The 16,022-nt window shown below is 63.8% G+C and carries 13 protein-coding genes; 9 read left to right on the top strand and 4 right to left on the bottom strand.

All coding sequences use genetic code 11. The features are described from left to right. The first annotated feature begins 74 nt into the window (after positions 1-74). The 8 genes from zwf (at position 75) to AIOL_RS12180 (ending at position 12,087) form a co-directional block, all read left to right on the top strand. A complete protein-coding gene (gene zwf / locus AIOL_RS12215) occupies positions 75-1,544 on the top strand; it encodes a glucose-6-phosphate dehydrogenase (protein WP_049643231.1) in 1,470 nt (489 codons plus the stop codon). Next, on the top strand, positions 1,541-2,224 hold the full coding sequence (gene pgl, locus AIOL_RS12210; RefSeq protein ID WP_049643230.1) for a 6-phosphogluconolactonase: 684 nt from the start codon (positions 1,541-1,543) through the stop codon (positions 2,222-2,224). The genes zwf and pgl overlap by 4 nt, the downstream gene beginning before the upstream one ends. Then, positions 2,224-3,801 (top strand): glucose-6-phosphate isomerase, encoded by a 1,578-nt coding sequence (gene pgi / locus AIOL_RS12205; protein ID WP_394298939.1) that lies wholly within the window; start codon positions 2,224-2,226, stop codon positions 3,799-3,801. The genes pgl and pgi overlap by 1 nt, the downstream gene beginning before the upstream one ends. Positions 3,802-4,059: 258 nt before the next feature. Then, positions 4,060-4,731 (top strand): phosphoribosylformylglycinamidine synthase subunit PurQ, encoded by a 672-nt coding sequence (gene purQ / locus AIOL_RS12200; RefSeq protein WP_049643228.1) that lies wholly within the window; start codon positions 4,060-4,062, stop codon positions 4,729-4,731. An 80-nt stretch (positions 4,732-4,811) separates the two neighbouring features. Further along, complete coding sequence (locus AIOL_RS12195; protein ID WP_235438994.1) at positions 4,812-6,527, top strand: sensor histidine kinase; 1,716 nt, start codon at positions 4,812-4,814, stop codon at positions 6,525-6,527. Between the two features lie 9 nt (positions 6,528-6,536). After that, complete coding sequence (locus AIOL_RS12190; protein ID WP_049645419.1) at positions 6,537-7,871, top strand: sigma-54-dependent transcriptional regulator; 1,335 nt, start codon at positions 6,537-6,539, stop codon at positions 7,869-7,871. Between the two features lie 12 nt (positions 7,872-7,883). Continuing rightward, on the top strand, positions 7,884-8,546 hold the full coding sequence (locus tag AIOL_RS12185) for an HAD family hydrolase (protein WP_049643226.1): 663 nt from the start codon (positions 7,884-7,886) through the stop codon (positions 8,544-8,546). A 433-nt stretch (positions 8,547-8,979) separates the two neighbouring features. Beyond that, entirely contained in the window at positions 8,980-12,087 is a 3,108-nt protein-coding gene (locus AIOL_RS12180; RefSeq protein WP_049643225.1) for an Rne/Rng family ribonuclease, read from the top strand. A 110-nt stretch (positions 12,088-12,197) separates the two neighbouring features. Here AIOL_RS12180 and AIOL_RS12175 read toward each other — a convergent pair whose 3' ends face one another. After that, positions 12,198-12,428, bottom strand: a complete 231-nt coding sequence (locus AIOL_RS12175) for a sulfurtransferase TusA family protein (protein ID WP_049643224.1) — start codon at positions 12,426-12,428, stop codon at positions 12,198-12,200. A 114-nt stretch (positions 12,429-12,542) separates the two neighbouring features. Here AIOL_RS12175 and AIOL_RS12170 point away from each other — a divergent pair, with 114 nt between their 5' ends. After that, positions 12,543-13,295 (top strand): cytochrome c biogenesis CcdA family protein, encoded by a 753-nt coding sequence (locus tag AIOL_RS12170; RefSeq protein ID WP_049643223.1) that lies wholly within the window; start codon positions 12,543-12,545, stop codon positions 13,293-13,295. A gap of 244 nt (positions 13,296-13,539) precedes the next feature. Here AIOL_RS12170 and AIOL_RS12165 read toward each other — a convergent pair whose 3' ends face one another. From AIOL_RS12165 to aroA, 3 genes are read right to left on the bottom strand one after another with little or no spacing between them, the layout of a single operon-like run. After that, the gene (locus AIOL_RS12165; RefSeq protein ID WP_049643222.1) at positions 13,540-13,950 is read right to left on the bottom strand and encodes a GFA family protein; all 411 of its coding nucleotides are present in this window, start codon (positions 13,948-13,950) and stop codon (positions 13,540-13,542) included. A gap of 5 nt (positions 13,951-13,955) precedes the next feature. Beyond that, a complete protein-coding gene (locus tag AIOL_RS12160; RefSeq protein WP_049643221.1) occupies positions 13,956-14,549 on the bottom strand; it encodes a hypothetical protein in 594 nt (197 codons plus the stop codon). Then, on the bottom strand, positions 14,546-15,898 hold the full coding sequence (gene aroA / locus AIOL_RS12155; protein WP_049643220.1) for a 3-phosphoshikimate 1-carboxyvinyltransferase: 1,353 nt from the start codon (positions 15,896-15,898) through the stop codon (positions 14,546-14,548). Before aroA ends, AIOL_RS12160 begins: the two co-directional genes overlap by 4 nt. Positions 15,899-16,022 lie beyond the last annotated feature (124 nt).

Here is a 16,022-nt window from a genome sequence, read left to right as displayed (position 1 = left end):
CAGCAGTGGTAGACTTTCGTGCGAGCTCTGATAAATGAACATCTGTTAGCGCTAACGAACGCTGGAGAGATTAGATGGTTTCACGCGTCATTCCTGTAGAGCCCTTTGATCTGGTGATCTTTGGCGGCACCGGCGACCTGGCGCGTCGGAAGATCCTGCCTGGCCTCTATCGGCGGTTCTGGGCAGGGCAGCTGCCCGAGGAGGCGCGCATCATCGGCGCCTCGCGCAAACCAATGAGCGACGAAGAGTTCCGCGCCTTCGCCCGCGAGGCCATCGACGCGTTTGCCATAGAGGGGGCAGGGGACGCCGAAATGGTCGCGGCGTTTCTGGACAAGCTCGGTTACGTGGCGGTCGATGCCAAGGGCGATGGCGGCTGGCCCGAGCTTGGCGCGCGTCTGCGCGACGGCACCGTGCGGGCTTTCTACTTCTCTGTGGGGCCCAGCCTCTTTGGCGATCTGGCCGAGCGCCTGCACAAATACGAAATGGCGACGCCCGACTGCCGCGTGGTGGTCGAAAAGCCCTTCGGCCACGACCTTGAGACCGCGCAGGAATTGAACGGGACCCTGGCGAAATTCTTCGCCGAAAAGCAGATCTATCGCATCGACCACTACCTGGGCAAAGAGACCGTCCAGAACCTCATGGCGGTGCGGTTCGGCAACATCCTTTTCGAGCCCATATGGAACGCGCAATATGTGGACCACATCCAGATCACCGTGGCCGAGACGGTGGGCGTCGGCGGGCGCGGCGCATATTATGACAAGTCCGGCGCCATGCGGGACATGGTGCAGAACCACCTGATGCAGCTTCTGTGCCTGATCGCGATGGAACCGCCCAACATGTTTGAACCCGACGCGGTGCGCGACGAAAAGCTAAAGGTTATTCGCGCCTTGCAGCCTGTGGAGCCGCATCACATCGTGCGCGGGCAATACGGCCAGCCCGAGCAGGAGGACGGTTATCGCGCCGAGGCGGGCGATCCGCGCTCCAAGACCGAAAGCTTCGTGGCGATGCGCGTCGCGGTGCAGAACTGGCGATGGGCGGGCACGCCGTTTTACCTGCGCACCGGTAAAAAGCTGCGGGCGCGGGAATCCGAGATCGCCGTGGTGTTCAAGCCGACGCCGCATTCGATCTTCGGCGACCAGGCAGAGCCGCAACGCAACGTGCTGACCATCCGACTGCAACCCAACGAGGGGATGGAGTTGGACGTCACCATCAAAGAGCCGGGGCCGGGGGGCATGCGCCTGATCGACGTGCCGCTGGATATGTCCTTCGCCGAGGCGCTGGCCGAGGAAAGCGCCTCTGTCCCAGAGGCCTATGAGCGGCTCATCATGGACGTGATCCGCGGCAACCAGACCCTGTTCATGCGCGGCGACGAGGTCGAGGCCGCCTGGGCATGGACCGACCCGATCATCGACGGCTGGCAGGATCGCGGCGACGTGCCCAAGCCCTACGACATTGGCTCAAACGGGCCTGATGACGCGCTGGCGCTGCTGCATCGCGACGGGCGCAAATGGCGCGATATCAAAGAGCACAGGACCAAGAAATGAGCTATCGATTCGAGCAATACCCCGATCGCGACCTGATGATGCTAGAGGTCGCCAGCCGCATGGCGGGCGCGCTGAAAGAGGCGATCTTGGTCAACGGGCAGGCGTCTTTTGCGGTGCCCGGGGGCTCTACGCCGGGCCCGATTTTTGACGCGCTCTGCGCCGCTGACCTGGACTGGTCCAAGGTCACGGTTCTGCCCGGCGACGAGCGCTGGGTGGACGAGGCGTCGGAGCATTCCAACGCCCGCCAGATCCGCTCGCGCTTATTGGTGGAGCGCGCCGCGGAGGCCAATTTCCTGCCGCTCTTTACGGGGGAAGAAGGCGCGGAGGCCGTTGCGGGGCTCGAGGCCGCGCTGGCTGCGCATATGCCGCTATCGCTGGTGCTCTTGGGTATGGGCGGTGACATGCACACGGCCTCGCTGTTTCCCGGCGAGGCGGCGCTTCGCCCCGAGAGCCGCAATTCGAAGGCGCTGCTGCACTACGTGAAGGTCCCTGGACTTGACCCGCGCGTGCCGCGCATTACCCTGAGCGTGCAGGCCATCAATGATGCCATGTCCAAACATGTTGTACTGACAGGCGCGGACAAGCGCGCCGCCTTTGAAGAGGCCGTGCGGCTGGGCGACCCCTATCAAGCGCCGATTTCGGCGGTTCTATCAGGCGCAACTGTGCATTGGGCGGAGTGATAAATATGAGTTGGGATAGGCTACGGGCTTTGCATGCGGGCATTGAAGACCGGCACATGATGGAGCTTTTTAAAGACCCACAGCGGGCTGGCGATTTCTCGGTGATCGCCGAGGGCATGCTGTTTGACTACTCAAAGACCAATATCGACGCCGATACCCGCGCCGCACTTTTGGAGCTTGCCGAGCAGATGGGCCTGTCTGCGCGACGCGATGCGATGTTTGGCGGTGCCACGATCAACGAGACCGAGGGGCGCGCGGTGTTGCACACCGCCCTGCGCAACCTCGATGGGTCGGTGATGGTGGATGGCGCCGACATCATGCCGGAAGTGCGCGACACGCTGGCCCGGATGGAGGGTTTCGCCTTAGAGATCCGCGGCAGTGGCATCACCGATGTTGTTAATATCGGCATTGGCGGCTCTGATCTGGGTCCGGCGATGGCCTATCTGGCGCTGGCGCCCTATGCCGACGGCCCGCGCTGCCATTTTGTGTCGAATGTCGATGGCGCGCATATCCATGACGTGCTTGGCGGGCTTAATCCGGCCAAGACATTGGTGATCGTGGCCTCCAAGACCTTCACCACAATCGAGACGATGACCAATGCCGAGACCGCGCGCGCTTGGTTCGCGCAAGCGGGCGAGGGCGCAGACGGCCATTTCGCGGCTCTGTCGTCGAACTTGGAGAAAACCGCCGCCTTTGGCATCCCGCCCGAGCGGGTCTTTGGCTTTGAGGACTGGGTTGGCGGGCGCTACTCCATGTGGGGGCCGATTGGGCTGTCGCTGATGATCGCGATTGGGCCTGAGGATTTCCGCGCCTTTCTGGCAGGCGGTGCGGCGATGGATCAGCATTTCCGCACCGCAGAAGGGGCGGCGAATATGCCGCTGATGCTTGCGCTTGTTGGGATCTGGCACAACCAGATCTGCGGCTATACCACGCGCGCGGTACTGCCCTATGATCAACGTCTGTCTCGATTGGCCGCGTATTTCCAGCAGCTTGAGATGGAATCCAATGGCAAACGCGTCGCAATGGACGGCGCGGATCTGGATGAGCATTCCGGTCCCGTTGTTTGGGGCGAGCCTGGCACCAATGGACAGCATGCGTTTTATCAACTGATCCACCAGGGCACGCGGGTTATCCCATGCGAGTTCATGATTGCGCGCGAGGGCCATGAGCCAGAGCTTGCCCACCAGCATCGCCTCTTGGTGGCGAATTGTCTGGCGCAATCCGAGGCGCTCTTGCGCGGTCGATCCTTGGAGGAGGCCCGCATCAAAGTCGCGGGTCAATTTGAGGGCGACGAGTTGGATCGCCAGGCGCGGCACAAGGTGTTCCCGGGCAATCGGCCCTCTACGACCTTGGTTTACGCCAAGCTCACGCCTAGAATGCTGGGCCAGATTATCGGGCTCTACGAACACCGCGTTTTCGTCGAGGGGGTGATTCTGGGGATCAATTCCTTCGATCAATGGGGCGTGGAACTGGGCAAGGAACTGGCCGTCGCGCTGGAGCCGGTGCTGCGCGGCGCGGCCCCGGTGGAGGGCAAGGATGGGTCCACACAGCAGCTTGTGGCCTTCCTGACCGAATAACCTTTTGGTGCTGCTGGTCCGTTGCGGGCCGCGCAACCCGCATTCGTTCACGAAATATTGGCGATTCGGCTGGAAAAATGAACCAGGGTGGGTGCCGCGGCAAACGCACGGGGGCCGTGCCCACCCTGATTCATCTGTTGCAAAAAGTTGTGAACAAACCGCTAATTTTCACAGCGATGCGTCACTTCGCGCAACCAAGCAGACTCTAGGGGCCTTAAGGGACTTGATCTGCCGCGCGCTTTGCCCGATGACACGCCCATGAAAGCAGCCATACTCGTCTTCCCCGGTTCCAACTGCGATCGCGACCTCGCGGTGGCTTTCCGAAACGCAGGCGCGCAGGTCGAAATGGTCTGGCACAAGGAAACCGCGCTGCCAGCCGGCACCGATATCGTCGGCGTGCCAGGCGGGTTCAGCTACGGGGACTACCTGCGCTGCGGGGCGATTGCGGCGCAGTCGCCGATTACCGCCGCCCTCAAGGCGCATGTGGATCGCGGCGGCTTTGCGGCGGGGATCTGCAACGGGTTCCAGGTGCTGACCGAGACCGGGTTGCTGCCCGGGGCGCTGCTTCGCAACGCTAGGCTCAAATACATCTGCCGCACGGTCACATTGGATGTCACAACATCCGACAGCGCGTTCACGCAGGGCTATAACGCCGGCGACCAGATCGCGGTGCCGATCGCGCATCACGACGGGAACTACTACGCCGATGCCGAAACGCTGGCCGCGCTTAAGGCAGAGGACCGCATCGCGTTCACCTATGCGGACAATCCAAATGGCTCGGCCGATGACATTGCCGGGGTCCTAAGCGCGAACCGCCGCGTTCTGGGCATGATGCCGCATCCCGAGCGCGCCGCCGATCCCGCCCAGGGCGGCACGGACGGAGCGGCGTTCTTCCGCGGGCTTGTGTCGATGGCGACCGCCGCGGCTTGAGGGTTACCATCGGACCGGTGTAGCCTAGGCAAATGACCGAGGCTGCCCCCTCTGCAAAACCGACACGGTTTCGGACCGCCATGTCCTGGCGCGCGCGCGTCACGCTCATCGTGTTCATCGCCATCGCGGTCTACGTCATCTGGGTGACCAACACGCTGCTGACCGAGCGCTTCACGGCAAATACCAAGAGCCGGGCCGAGGTGCGCCAGGCGCTCTACATCGGGAATCTGCGCAGCGAGCTACAGCGGACCGACACGTTGCCGCTTTTGTTGTCGCGTGATCCGGTGCTGATTGGCGCGCTGAACTCCGACGACTACTCGCAAAGCTCGCAGCACCTGATTGCGCTGCAAGAGGATATCGAGACCGCCGGGATCATGATGACCGACGCGGGGGGGCGTACCGTGGCGGCTACGGATCGCAACCTGCTGGGCACGACGCACCGCACGGCGCCGTATTACATCTCGGCGCTGCGTTCGAATGACACGGTTTTTAACATTTTCCGGCGAGAGGGCGGCACGATCGCCTTTAACTATTCGCGGCGCATCCAGTTCGGCGGCGAATTGGCGGGGGTCATTATCGTGGACATTGACCTGCGCCGCTTCGAGCAGTCGTGGTCCTCCTTCACCGACGCGATTCTGGTGACCGACAGCGAGGGTGTGGTCATCCTGGCCACCGAGCCGAATTGGCGCGGCCTGACCGAGGAAGACGCTCTTGCCGCGCAATCGCCAAACACCGCCATCCAGCGCGCGATCCAGGCGACGGCCGACCTGGTGGCGCTGCCGTCCGAGGCGCTCTTTCTCGGTGGGTCGGTCCTGAGGATCGATGAGAAGGTGAACTTTCAGGGCTGGCGCATGGTCAGCTTTATCGGCCACGGGTCGGTGCGCGAGCGGGTGAACGGCATCCTGGCGCTCGAGATCATGGGGTTTGCGATTCTGCTGTCCCTTGGCTTCTATTTCTCCAGCCGCCGGGCCCTGGCGCAGTCGATCTTCTTTCAGCGCGAGTCGGCGGAGCTTCGCCAGTTGAACGTAGAGCTACAGCGGGAAATTGCCGAGCGCCAAAGGGTCGAAAAGAACCTGCAAGTCGCCGAGCAAACCCTAGCGCAATCGTCGAAATTGGCAGTTCTTGGAGAGATGTCCGCCAGCGTCAGCCACGAGCTGAACCAGCCCCTGGCAGCGATGAAAACTTACCTCGCCGGGGCCAAGCTTCTGCTGCAGCGCCGCCGCCCCGAAGAGGCACTGTCGAGCTTCCAGCGCATTGACGATCTGATCGAGCGCATGGGGGCGATCACCCGGCAGTTGAAGTCCTTTGCCCGCAAGGACGGGGACGCGTTTGAGCCAATAGATGCAAGGGATTGCGTGTCCTCGGCGATCTCGATGATGGAGCCGCAGCTTAAGAACCGCAAAGTCCGCATCACGCGCACGCTGCCAGCCGATCCGGTGATGGTCACCGCGGATCGCATTCGGCTGGATCAGGTGCTGATCAACCTGCTGCGCAACGCCATCGACGCAACCAAGGACATCGCCGAGCCGGAGGTGAACGTCATACTCGCGAGCGGCGAGATCGTCGCCATCACAGTACGCGACAATGGCCCTGGCATTGAGGACCTAAAAAGCCTCTTCGAGCCATTCTACACCACCAAGGCCCCCGGGGACGGCGTGGGCTTGGGGCTTGCCATTTCGTCAGGCATCGTAAACGACCTAGGCGGGCGGCTTACAGCCCGAAACGGGCGGGACGGCGGTGCTGTGTTTGAAATTCAGCTACCACCGATAGGCGAAACCATAAGAGCTGCCGAGTAGGAATGAATGATGGCACAGGCTATGAAGATCGCGATTGTAGACGATGAGCAGGACATGCGGCAGTCGATCAGCCAATGGCTGGCGTTGTCGGGGTTTGACACCGAGACCTACCCGAGCGCCGAGGACGCGCTGAAGTCGCTTGGTCCGGATTATGCGGGCGCGGTGGTCAGCGACATCAAGATGCCCGGCATGGACGGCATGCAGTTCCTAAAGCGCCTCATGAGCGTCGACAGCTCCCTGCCGGTGATCATGATCACGGGTCATGGCGATGTGCCCATGGCGGTGGAGGCGATGCGCGTCGGCGCTTACGACTTCCTCGAAAAGCCGTTCAACCCGGATCGCATGACGGAGCTGGCCAAGAAGGCCACCCAGTTCCGGCGCCTGACGCTGGACAACCGGGCTTTGCGCAAGGAGCTGTCGGACGGCTCGACGCTGATGAAAAAGCTCATCGGCGCGTCCCCTGTGATGGACCGGTTACGCGAGGACATCCTCGATCTGGGCCAGGCCGACGGGCATGTGCTAATCGACGGCGAGACCGGCACCGGCAAGACGCTTGTGGCGCATGCCCTGCACGCGGTCGGGGCCAATCCGCGCCGCAAGTTTGTGCTGGTCTCCTGCGCCGGGATTGAGGAAGACGCCCTGACCAAACGCCTGTTTGGCCCCTTCGAGGAGGGCGGGGAACAACTGCCCGCCTTTGAGGAGGCCCGCGGCGGCACGCTGGTGCTCGAGGATATCGAGGCACTGCCCGAGGGGCTGCAGGCCCGCCTGCTGGCCTGGGTGAACGAGCAGGGCACCCCGGCCGAGACCCGCATCATCGCGATCTCAAACCTGCAAGAGCAGGGCAAAAGCTGCGAGGACGTGCTGCGCCCCGATCTCTATTTCCGCCTGGCGGCGATGAAGATCACCCTGCCGCCACTGCGTCAGCGCGGCGAGGACATCCTGATGCTGTTCACGCAGTTCGGCGAGGAGTTTGCCGACGAGTATGGCTGCGCCCCGCCGCAGGTGACTGCGCAAGAGGCCGCGCAGCTTTTGCAGGCGCCATGGCCGGGCAATATCCGGCAGTTGATCAATGTGGCCGAACGCGCGGTGCTGCAGAACCGGCGCGGCTCTGGCACGATCGCCTCGCTGTTGATGGCCGAGAACGACGAGACTCAGCCCGTCATGACCACCGAGGGCAAGCCCTTGAAGGAATATGTCGAGGCGTTCGAAAGGATGCTGATCGACAACACCATGCGCCGCCACAAGGGCTCGATCGTGAATGTCATGGACGAGCTCTGCCTGCCGCGCCGGACGCTGAACGAGAAAATGGCCAAGTATGGCTTGCAGCGGGCGGACTATCTCTGACATCTTGCCCGGATGGCGGAATTCGACGCAATTCTTTTTGATATGGATGGCCTGCTCTTGGACACAGAGCGGGTCTATCTCGATTGCGGCATAGAGGCGCTTTCGGCGCATGGCATCTCGGAGGCGCAGGCGCGCGCGCTTTTCCTGTCGCTGGTGGGGGTGGCCGGGGCGCAGGCCGACGCGCTCATTGCCGAGGCCCTGCCGCCATCGGTTGACGCTGGGCTGTTCATTCAAGACTGGATGGCCGCGGTGGAGCGCTTCTTGGCCATTGATGTGCCGCTTTGCGCGACGGTGGCCGAGAGCCTCGCGGCCCTGTCGAAAGCGGGGTGGCGCATGGCGGTCGTGACGTCGACCTCGGGCAAACGCGCGCGCCACCATCTGCAAATGGCAGGCATTGCGGATCATTTTGAGGCGGTGATCGGTGGTGATGAGGTCGCCGCGAACAAGCCCGATCCCGCGCCCTACTTGGCGGGGGCAGACGTTCTGGGGGTGGAGGCCACGCGCTGCGTGGCGTTCGAGGACAGTGATCCGGGCATCACCGCGGCGGTGCGCGCGGGCTGCACGGCGGTGCAGGTCCCCGGATTGCGCCCACCGGGCGCGCCACTGCCGCGCCTGGGCCAGATTGTGGCGTCAAATCTGCGCGCCGGGCTGACGCAACTTGGGCTCTTGGCCTAGGCTGCGAACAGGGCGCGGCCAATTTGGTTGATTTTCCGCATTGTAATCCGGTGCCTGTACACCCTATGTTGTGGGTAAGCGACCGGTGCATCCTGTCGCGACGAGATTTCTTGACGCCCAGCGGCCCGGCATAGCGACCGGCCAGGGCGGCCAAGAATACCAAACCAGGTCACGCGTGGACCCGTCCCGCGGATCAGGAAATTGCCCAGAGTTCGGAAACGCTGGGCCATGAACGGGTGGAATGTTGCGTATATGGCAACAACCCACCGGAGCAAACCGCGATGCGGCGCGAAGAGCAGATCAGGACGTGCACGCGGGCGAATACGCCCGCCGTGACCTCTGCATGCGCCACACCCATCGCCCAAATAAGCCACCATAACCAAAGCCTAGCGCCCCCAGGGGCGGGCCCCGGCATGTGGTGCAGAGAAACGCAATGGCGAAGAAAATGCTTATCGATGCCACCCACGCGGAAGAAACCCGCGTTGTGGTGGTGGACGGAAACAAGGTCGAGGAGTTCGACTTTGAATCAGAAAACAAACGCCAGCTCGCTGGCAATATCTATCTAGCCAAGGTTTCGAGGGTCGAACCCTCGTTGCAGGCCGCTTTCGTCGAGTATGGCGGCAATCGGCACGGGTTCCTGGCCTTCTCGGAAATCCACCCAGACTATTACCAGATCCCGGTCGCGGATCGCGAAGCGCTCTTGGCCGAGGAAAAGGCCTATGCCGAAGCCCAGGCCGCGGAAGAAGACGAGCGCCAGAAGCCCAAGCGCACGCGGCGACGTCGCACGCGCGGCAAGGCGTCCGAGGAAGAGACGGCCGCGAACGACGCTCCGAAATCAGAGCCCAAGGGCGCTCAGATTGGCGGCATGGAGGTCGTAGACCTCGACGACGCGCCGGCGGACGACCAAGGCGCCGACACGCTGGTGGCAGAGACCGAGCCCGTCGCGGAGCCGCAGGTGGTCGCAGAGGCAGAGCCCGCGCCAGAGGCAGAGGCCGCGGTGGAAGCCCCGGCTGCGGTCGCCGAGGCCGATGCCGAAGCCGACGATGCGCCCCAAAGCGACGGTGAGGACGGCCCAAAGACGGTTGCCATGGCGACCGACAGCAAGGACGCGCAGATCACCGACGAGGATGGCGATACCGCCGAAGCCGAGCCGGTGACCGAGGATACCAGCTCTGAGGCGCCCTCCGAGGTGCCCGCAACGGACCCGCCAGCCGAAGCAGACGCATCTGCCGAGGAGGCCGCGCCAGCGGCTGAGGAGGCGCCGGTCAAGAAAACCCGCACGCGGCGCAAACCCAAAAAGGCCGCCCCTGTGGTTGAGGAGGCCTCTGCCGAAGCTGCCGAGGCGCCCACTAATGGCGATGACAATGATGGCGATGACGAGGACCCCAAGAAGGTCCGCGACGCCACCGACCACGATGACGAGATCGAATCCGTCGCCGATGAGGACGTGTCCGAAGAGATTCGCCAGCCGCGCAAGCCCCGCCCGCGCCGCTATAAGATCCAAGAGGTGGTCAAGGTCCGCCAGATCATGCTGGTGCAGGTGGTCAAGGAAGAGCGCGGCAACAAGGGCGCAGCGCTGACGACCTATCTGTCGCTTGCAGGCCGCTACTGCGTTCTGATGCCGAACACCGCGCGTGGCGGCGGCATCTCGCGCAAGATCACGAACGCCGCGGACCGCAAGAAACTCAAAGAGATAGCGGGCGAGATTGATGTGCCTGACGGCGCCGGTCTGATTATCCGCACCGCGGGCGCCAAGCGGACCAAGTCCGAGGTCAAGCGCGACTACGAATACCTGCAGCGGCTCTGGGAGCAGATCCGCGAGCTGACGCTGAAATCCATCGCGCCGGCGAAGATCTATGAAGAGGGCGATCTGATCAAGCGCTCCATCCGCGACCTTTACAGCCGCGAGATTGACGAGGTGCTGGTTGAGGGCGAGGGCGGTTACCGCACCGCCAAGGACTTCATGAAGATGATCATGCCGTCCCACGCCAAAAACGTGAAGCTCTACACCGACCCGATGCCGCTCTTTGCGCGCCATCAGGTGGAAAGCTACCTGTCGGCCATGTTCAACTCGACGGTGCAACTGCGCTCTGGCGGCTATATCGTAATCGGTGTGACCGAGGCGCTGGTGGCGATCGACGTGAACTCTGGCCGGGCCACCAAGGAGGGCTCGATCGAGGAGACGGCGCTTAAGACGAACCTGGAGGCCGCCGAGGAGGTCGCCCGCCAGCTGCGCCTGCGGGACCTTGCGGGTCTGATCGTGATCGACTTCATCGACATGGAGGAGCGTAAGAACAACTCCGCCGTCGAGAAACGCTTTAAGGACCGGCTCAAGACCGATCGCGCGCGCATCCAGGTGGGCCGCATCTCGGGCTTTGGCCTGATGGAGATGTCCCGCCAGCGTCTGCGCCCCGGCATGATCGAAGCCACCACCCAGCCCTGCGCGGCCTGTCACGGCACCGGGCTGGTGCGCTCGGATGACAACCTGGCGCTGTCGATCCTGCGTCAGCTCGAGGAAGAGGGCACCCGTCGCAAGAACCGCGAAGTGCTGCTGAAAGCGCCTGTGGCCATCGTGAATTACCTGATGAACCAAAAGCGCGAGCACGTCGCCCAGATCGAGGCGCGCTATGGTCTGGCGGTCCGGATCGAGGCCGATCCGTTCATGATCTCTCCCGACTTCACGATTGAGAAGTTCAAGACCGCGACCCGCGTGGTCACGCAATCCGCGCCGGTGGTCTCTGTGGACGCGTCGATGATGCCCGACATCGAGGAAGACGAAGAAGAACTGGCGGCGACCGAGGCGCAAGAGAGCCAGGAGACCCAAGCTCAAGAGACTCAAGAGGGTGGCGATCAGCCCAAAAAGCGCCGTCGTCGGCGGCGTCGGCGCCGCGGTGGCGGCGGTGATGCGGCCGAGGCTCAGACCGAAGAGAACGGCATGACGACTGCGGAGGCACCTGCCGAAGAGGGCCCGCAAGGGACCGAGGAGGCTGTAGCCGAGGCACCTGAGACGCCAGCCGAAGAAGAGGCGCCGAAGAAACCGCGCCGCCGTCGCTCTCGTGCAAAGAAGGCCGAAGAGGAAGCACCGACCGAAGAGGCTGCGGCAGAGACGGTTGAGCCCGCACCAGAACCCGCAGAAGAAGCGGTTGCTGAGGCCCCAACGGAGGAAGAGACCCCCGTCGAGAAGCCAAAGCGCAAGCGGGCGACGCGCAGCCGCAAGAAGCAGGACGAGGCGCCTGCAGAGGTTGAGGCTGTGGCCGAGGTCGAGGCCGCTCCAGAGGCTACCCCAGAGGCCGAACCAGTCGCGGAGCCCGCCCCAGTGGCCGAAACGGTTGCCGAGCCCGCTGCAGTGGCTGAACCTGCTGCCGAGCCCGTCGCAGCGGAAGCCGAAGAAGCGCCAGAGCCAAAGACGGCACCAGAGCCTGAGGCAACCCCAGAGCCACAGCCCGAGCCCGCCATGGCGGAAGCCACGGCAGAGGAAGCGCCCAAAGAGGATGGCCCGCCCAAGCCCAAACGTCGCGGTTGGTGGTCCTTAGGGCGGTAATCGCCTGATAGACAAAATCGAAAACTTGGGGCGCCGCGTGCGCCCCAATTTTTTTGCGTGCAGCAAAGTCCGCCGGATCAGGCTTGCAACTGCGAGCGATGCGCGGAGGTTCAGCCGCGTTTGCGAATCAGGTAGATCTGGCCGCTTGCGGCCATGGTCGCCTCGAGCAGCTCATGGCCCGCCTCGGCGCAAAAATGCGGAATGTCCACGACTGCGGCAGGGTCATCGGCCTCGACCCGCAGGATCTCTCCGGCGCTCAGCTCCTGAAGACGCTTGCGGGCCTTCAGGACGGGCAGGGGGCAAAGCAGCCCCTTGGCATCAAGAATGTGGTTGGCGTCCATCCTATCTGACTATGAGACATGTTACACTCTGTCCACAATCTTGTGACGGAAGCTTTAGTGATTTCTTCTGCCGGACCGGCTAAGGCTTGGCGAGCGAAAGCAAAAAGAGGCGCCATGCTGGGCATAGATATCATCGACGCGGGGCTTTTGACCGCGATGGCGTTCGCGCTGTTCGGGGGGCTATTGTCCTTCCTAAGCCCTTGTGTGCTGCCGGTTGCGCTGCCTTACCTGGCCTATATGGGCGGCGTATCCGTGCGCGATATGGGCGAGGACAGCAGCGCGCGCCGGCGCGCGCTTTTCACGGCGATGTTCTTTGTTCTCGGCCTCTCGACGGTGTTCTTGATCCTGGGTTTCGCCTTTTCCGCGATGGGGATGATGTTCCTGGAATGGCAGGATTGGTTCATCACCGGTGCGGGCGTATTGGTGATTGGGTTCGGGCTGCACTTCCTGGGGGTCTACCGGATCAAGTTCCTTGACCAGGAGGCGCGCTTGGACGCGGGCGATCGCGGCGGCAGCGCCTTTGGGGCCTATGTGTTGGGGCTGGCCTTTGCCTTCGGCTGGACGCCCTGCCTGGGCCCGATCCTGGGTGGCATCCTGACGCTCGCCGCCTCAGAGGGCGACGTATCGCGCGGCACCTTCCTCTTGGCGCTTTACGCGGCGGGCCTGGGCATCCCGTTCCTGCTGCTTGCGGCCTTCCTGCCGCGGCTCTCCGGGCTAATGGCCTGGCTGAAGCGCCATCTCAACGCGGTCGAGAAGACCTCGGGTGCGCTGCTGGTGCTGGTGGGGCTGCTCCTGGTCACGGGCAAGTTCACCGATATCGCCAATTGGCTGCTGAGTACGTTCCCGGCGCTGGGTTACATAGGCTAATTCGCTTGCGCTGCGGTCTGGTGGCGTGCATCTGGCCTCCAGTGAACCTTGGCGCGACGCAATTTTCTTGCAAGAAAATTGCGAAACTCTTGAAAGAGTTTCTTTGGCGCGCCCCGAATTGACCGCTTAAAAGCGACCGCTCGCCGGTTTGCGGGCCCCACTTTCCTTGGAAGGAAAGTGCAAATCTCTTGCAAGAGATTTGGCGCTCCCAAAGGCCCGCTCCAGGCCCAAACCAACAGAACCTCTACAGATCGTTATTGACCATCGTGGTCAATTTGGGGTCGCGCCCCTCGGCCTTTGGCAGGTCGTCAGACAGGGCATAGTAATCGCCCATGTCGGCGCAATAGATATGCCCGACCGTCTTAAGCCCGGTTTCGCCATCAAGCGTGCCCGCATGGATCGAGAGGTTCTCGCCCGGGCCGTCCCAGAATAGGCTGGAGCCGCAAACGGCGCAGAAACCGCGCCGCGCGCTTTCGGAGGCGTGATACCAGGTGACCTCGCCGGTGACCTCCACCTTGTCGCGCCGCGCCGAGGTCGCCGCCACATGGTGCCCGCTGGTCTTGCGGCACTGCTGGCAGTGGCAGTTCACCACCGGGCGCAACGGGCCATCTACGCGAAAGGTCACTTGTCCGCATAGGCAGCTTCCGCTTGGCATTGGGATCAGTCCTCTTCCAGGGTCTCCCCGAGATGTAGCTGGCCCGTGGGGCCTTGCGACACCGCCAAAGCGGCAAGCGCCAGCGGTTTTCCGGCAAATGTGGCCTGATCGTCGGCCAGGCACATATCTGAGAAGCCGTGTATCCCGCGCAGGCCTGCGACCTCGGCATCAATGGGCTCAATCGCCGCCCGCAGGGTCGCCGCTGCGATGCACGCCTCTTGCAAGCTGCCATCGGCGTGCTCAACCAGGCCGAACCAGATCCCCTTGGCGGCGGTCTCGGGCATTTCGGCGCCAAAGATGTCGCTGGTCACGATCTGGCCGGTCTCCAGCGCCTGCGCGGCCATGGCCGCGGCTTCGTCTGGGTCGATGGGGATGATCTGGTACGCGGCGATGAAGTCTTCCAGAGCGCCGCAGCCGTGCAGGAGAACGGGCGTCAGGCTGAGATGGTCCATCTCGTCAAGCCAGGCGAGGATCGCGGACCGCAGGTCCGCCGCCGGGACCAGGAACAGCCCCATGCCCGCCTGCACCGGCGTGCCGTTTTCCAGCACCGCGCTGCCCGCCGCCATGCGGAACGCCGCGCCGATGTAGAAGGGCGTCATCGGTTATCCCGTGTCAGCGAGGCCCCCAGCGCGGTCATCAGCTCCTCGAAGATCGGAAAGGACGTCACGATGGGGGAGGCGTCGTCGATCGAGACAGGTTTCTGCGCAGCCATGCCCGCTACCATGAAGGACATCGCGATGCGGTGGTCCAGCTCGCTGGCCGCGGTGCCGCCGCCGGGCATGCCGCCCGGGCCGCGGCCGTCAATCGACCACCAGTCCTCGCCCTCGTCAACGGTGATCCCGTTGGCGCGCAGTCCCTTGGCCATCGCATCAATCCGGTCGCTTTCCTTGACGCGCAGCTCCTTGACGCCGGGCATATGCGTCTTGCCCTCGGCGTTCGCCGCCACAACGGACAGCACCGGGTATTCGTCGATCATGGATGCCGCGCGGTCGGGGTCGACCTCGATCCCCTTCATATTGGGCGAGAAGCGCGCCCGCAGATCGGCCACCGGCTCGCCGCCCTCCTCGCGCGCGTTCTCATAGGTCAGGTCGGCGCCCATCTCGCGCAGCGTGGTGAAGAGCCCCGCGCGGGTGGGGTTCAGCCCGATATTGGGCACCAGCAGGTCAGAGCCCTCGGTGATCAGCGCCGCGCATACCGGGAAGGCGGCGCTGGAGGGGTCGCGCGGCACGGCGATAGTCTGCGGCGTGAATTCTGGCTGTCCGGTCAGGGTGATCACGCGGCCCTCGTCGGTGTCCTCGACGGTCAGGTCGGCGCCAAAGCCGCGCAGCATGCGCTCGGTGTGGTCGCGTGTGGCCTCTGGTTCGATCACCACGGTCTGGCCCGGCGCGTTCAGCCCCGCCAAGAGCACCGCGGATTTCACCTGGGCCGAGGCCATGGGCAGCGTGTAGCGCACCGGCATGGGCTCTGCGGCGCCGACGATGGTCAGCGGCAGGCGCCCGCCCGCGCGCCCGTAAGAGCGCGCACCGAACAGCGCCAGCGGATCGGTGATCCGCCCCATGGGACGCTTGCGCAGGGACCCGTCGCCGGTAAACGTAGCGCTGATCGGCGTGGTCGCCATCGCGCCCATGATCAGGCGCACGCCGGTGCCCGCATTGCCGCAGTCGATCACGTCCTCGGGCTCGGCAAAGCCGCCGACCCCCACGCCATGCACCGAGTACTCGCCGCCGCCATGCTCGATCACCTCAGCGCCGAAGGCGCGCATGGCCTTGCCGGTATCCAGCACGTCCTGGCCCTCCAAGAGCCCCGTGATCCGGGTCTCGCCCACGGTCATCGCGCCCAGGATCAGCGAGCGGTGCGAGATCGATTTGTCGCCGGGCACATTGGCCACGCCGCGCAGCGGTGTCGCCTTGCGCGAGGTCATCGGGATTGCGGGGCCGTGGCCGGACATTTTGGGCTTCCTTTCCGGGGCTGTCTTGCCTGCGTCTTAGCGCAGCGCTCCGGGGGGGTCCACCGGGGAAGGCGCCGGTCGTCCAAGGCGTCGGTTTGCTGCGCCAAGTGGCTTATTTTCGCCC

The sequence above is a fragment of the Candidatus Rhodobacter oscarellae genome, assembly GCF_001078595.1.
GTDB classification, from domain to species: Bacteria; Pseudomonadota; Alphaproteobacteria; order Rhodobacterales; family Rhodobacteraceae; genus Rhodobacter_B; species Rhodobacter_B oscarellae.
This window is presented reverse-complemented; position numbering and strand designations above follow the sequence as displayed.

Excerpts from the sequence above, each read along its gene's own strand:
- purQ (WP_049643228.1), top strand. The coding sequence starts at position 4,060 with ATGAAAGCAGCCATACTCGTCTTCCCCGGTTCCAACTGCGATCGCGAC.
- aroA (WP_049643220.1), bottom strand. The coding sequence starts at position 15,898 with ATGTCCGGCCACGGCCCCGCAATCCCGATGACCTCGCGCAAGGCGACA.
- AIOL_RS12180 (WP_049643225.1), top strand. The coding sequence starts at position 8,980 with ATGGCGAAGAAAATGCTTATCGATGCCACCCACGCGGAAGAAACCCGC.
- AIOL_RS12195 (WP_235438994.1), top strand. The coding sequence starts at position 4,812 with ATGTCCTGGCGCGCGCGCGTCACGCTCATCGTGTTCATCGCCATCGCG.
- AIOL_RS12190 (WP_049645419.1), top strand. The coding sequence starts at position 6,537 with ATGGCACAGGCTATGAAGATCGCGATTGTAGACGATGAGCAGGACATG.
- AIOL_RS12175 (WP_049643224.1), bottom strand. The coding sequence starts at position 12,428 with ATGGACGCCAACCACATTCTTGATGCCAAGGGGCTGCTTTGCCCCCTG.
- pgl (WP_049643230.1), top strand. The coding sequence starts at position 1,541 with ATGAGCTATCGATTCGAGCAATACCCCGATCGCGACCTGATGATGCTA.
- AIOL_RS12160 (WP_049643221.1), bottom strand. The coding sequence starts at position 14,549 with ATGACGCCCTTCTACATCGGCGCGGCGTTCCGCATGGCGGCGGGCAGC.
- AIOL_RS12165 (WP_049643222.1), bottom strand. The coding sequence starts at position 13,950 with ATGCCAAGCGGAAGCTGCCTATGCGGACAAGTGACCTTTCGCGTAGAT.
- AIOL_RS12185 (WP_049643226.1), top strand. The coding sequence starts at position 7,884 with ATGGCGGAATTCGACGCAATTCTTTTTGATATGGATGGCCTGCTCTTG.
- AIOL_RS12170 (WP_049643223.1), top strand. The coding sequence starts at position 12,543 with ATGCTGGGCATAGATATCATCGACGCGGGGCTTTTGACCGCGATGGCG.
- zwf (WP_049643231.1), top strand. The coding sequence starts at position 75 with ATGGTTTCACGCGTCATTCCTGTAGAGCCCTTTGATCTGGTGATCTTT.